Source organism: Nonomuraea sp. NPDC001684 (assembly GCF_053596515.1).
In genome coordinates, this window is the sequence record NZ_JBSFGJ010000717.1 from 1 (window position 1) to 3010 (window position 3010).

A 3010-nucleotide genomic window follows, 5' to 3' on the forward strand; every position below is an offset into this window, starting at 1 on the left:
CTGGCTGGTCACCGATCCGGCCAGGCCCTACTGGATGTTCCTGGCCGCCGCCGCCACGGCCGGGCTCGGCGGCGGCAACTTCGCCTCCTCCATGGCCAACGTCTCCTACTTCTACCCGGAGCGGCGCAAGGGGTTCGCGCTGGGCGTGAACGCGGCCGGCGGGAACCTGGGCGTGGCGGTCGTGCAACTGCTGATCCCGCTGGTGGCGGCGGGCGGCCTGGCGTACGCCGGGCTGGTGTGGATGCCGCTCGTCGTGGCCGCCGCGCTGTGCGCGTACCTGTTCATGGACAACCTGGCCGTGGCCAGGACCGGCTTCGGCACCCAGGGCAGGGCGTTCCTGCGTCCGCACACCTGGGTCATGTCCTTCCTGTACATCGGCACCTTCGGCTCGTTCATCGGCTACTCGGCGGCGTTCCCGCTGGTCGCCAAGTCGGCGTTCGCCGAGTCCGCCTCGCCGTACCTGGCCTTCCTCGGGCCGCTGGCCGGGTCGCTGGCGCGGCCGGTCGGCGGCTGGCTGGCCGACCGGTACGGCGGGGCCAAGGTCACCTCGTGGTCGTTCGTCGCCATGGCCGCCGGGGCCGTGGCCGCGCTCGCCGCGCTCGGCCGGCACAGCTTCCCGCTCTTCCTGGGCGCGTTCCTGCTGTTGTTCGTCGCCTCGGGGGCGGGGAACGGGTCCACGTACCGGATGATCCCGGCCATCTTCACCGCGCAGGCCCGGCACGGGTCTCCGGACGAGCGGCTGCGGGCCAGGCGCGAGGCCGCGGCGGCCATCGGCATAGCCTCCGCGGTCGGCGCGTTCGGCGGGTTCCTCATCCCCCGCGGCTTCGCCGTCTCGCTTGCCGGGACGGGTTCCGTCGCGCCCGCACTCCAGGTGTTCATCGGCGCCTACGCCGTCTTCCTGGCCACCAACTGGTGGTTCTACCGCCGACGGGTGCTGGCGCGGGTCCCGAGCCTCGCCCACAGCCGGATCTGAGCATCGACGACCAAGGAGTGACACATGCCCGCCAAGTCCCTGCGTGACCTGATCGACTTCGCCCGCCGGCACTCGCCGTTCTACGCCGAGCTCTACCGGGACCTGCCCGACGGCGTGGACGACCTCACCGCGCTGCCGATCATCGACCAGAACGCCTTCTGGGCCGCCAACACCTACCCGGACAACAGGCTGCTGACCGGCCCCCTGACCGACGCCGGCGTCTACGCCTCCGGCGGCACCACCGGGGCGCCCAAGTTCTCCCCCTGGACGCGCTCGGAGCACGCCGACTCGGTGACCGCGTTCGGCGCCGGCATGGTGCAGGCGGGCCTGCGGCCCGGACACCGGGTGGCGAACCTGTTCTCCGCCGGCGAGATGTACGGCGGCTTCCTCTACATCGAGCACGCCCTGCACAACGCCCCCGTGGAGAACGTGCGCCTGCCCATCGCCTGCCACGCCGAGGACGGCTACATCGCCGACCTGATCGAGCTGTTCGGCGTGCACGTGCTGGCGGGGCCGCCGATGAAGCTCGGCAAGGTGGCCGAGGCGGTGATCGCGCGCGGGCGCGGCGCGGACACCGTGGAACTGCTGCTGTTCGCCGGTGACCTGCTCTTCGACGACCTGCGTCCGCAGCTCGCCAAGGCCTTCCCCGGCGCGGCGATCGCCTCGCTCGGCTACGCCTCCGTGGACGCCGGGCTGATCGGCGGCCCCGTGGCGGGCGCGGACGTGCGGGTGCACGCGGCGTTCCCCGACCGCACCCTGGTGGAGCTGCTCGACGAGGTGACCGGCGACCCGGTCACCACGCCCGGCGTGCGCGGGCGGGTGGTCGTCACCAACCTGTTCAGGACGCTGATGCCGGTCATCCGCTACCCGGTCGGCGACCTGGGGGAGTGGACCGACGCGGAATGCCGGGCCTTCCGGCTGGTCGGCAGGACGTCGGAGGGGGCCAGGGTGGAGACGGTGGCGATGTCCAGCGAGGCCGTCCGGGCCGTGCTGGTCGCCGCCGACCCGGACCGGGCGATGTCGGCCATGCAGATGGTCCAGCGCCGCTGGGACGGCAAGGACGGCCTGCTGCTCCGGCTGGCCAGCACGCAGGAGCCGCCGCCCGGCCTGACCCAGCGGCTCGTGGACGCCGTGTACGCGGCCAAGCCGCTCTACCCGAAGTCCGTGGCCGAGGGGCTGGTGCACCCGCTGACCGTCGAATGGGTGCGGCCGTCCGAGCTGGTGACGCACCCGCGTACCGGGAAGGTGCTGCAGGTGGTGGACGAGCGCCCGCACCCCTGACCCCGGCCGGAGCCTCCGGCGCCGGCCGGAGGCTCCGGATTCATCCGGATTTTTCCGCGTCGTCCGATGTTCGTTTCTATGATGGAAACGAGCGTCCGCGGGGCGATGCTCACTCGGGCACGCACCGGCTGACGACGACCGAGCAGGTTGCTGCGATGGCGGATTCGTTCAACGACGCGCACCTTCGCCTGGTGACGAAGGAGTGCCTCCCGCTCGGGAGCGGCGACCGGCTCCCGGTCATCGTGCTGCTCGGCCCCGACGGCACCGACCGCGAGGTGTGCCTCACCCGCGTCTGGAGGAGCGTCACCAGGCCCGAGTCGCCCCGGGTGCGGGTGGACTTCCGGCTGCCGGGGCTGCGCGACGCGCCGGTGGTCAAGACCGTCGAGCGCATCGCCCACGACCTGATGGAGACCTCCAGCGTCCGGCTGCCCCGGGTGGTCTTCGCGCTGCACGTGCTGGCCCTGGACCCGCGGGACCGCTCCGACAACGAGCTGGCCGGCGAACTGGACGACCTCGTGGACGGCGGCGACCCCGAGCGGCTGTCCGACGCCCTGTCCCTGCTGCGCGACCTGCTCGGCCGCATCCCGGGGGCCGAGCCGCTGGCCGCGCTCACCTCGGTGCTCCAGTACGCCGCGCGGGGCCAGCGCCGCCGCGTGGTCAGGCTGCTCAACGACAAGGGCAGGACGTGGCTGGCCGCCCAGATGGCCAACGGCAACGTGATCGACCTGGCCAGGCGGCGGGACGGCCACGGCGGCG

Annotated in this window: 3 protein-coding genes; all 3 read left to right on the top strand. The window is 72.9% G+C overall.

Annotation, left to right across the window (positions count from 1 at the left end):
• On the top strand, window positions 1-973 hold a 973-nt coding region (locus tag ACWCSD_RS50605; RefSeq protein WP_449926691.1), incomplete at its 5' end, for an MFS transporter.
• Between the two features lie 24 nt (window positions 974-997).
• Window positions 998-2254, top strand: coding sequence for a phenylacetate--CoA ligase family protein (locus tag ACWCSD_RS50610; protein WP_449926694.1), 1257 nt, complete (start codon window positions 998-1000; stop codon window positions 2252-2254).
• A gap of 155 nt (window positions 2255-2409) precedes the next feature.
• The coding region (locus tag ACWCSD_RS50615; RefSeq protein WP_449926697.1) for a hypothetical protein at window positions 2410-3010 on the top strand (601 nt) is incomplete at its 3' end.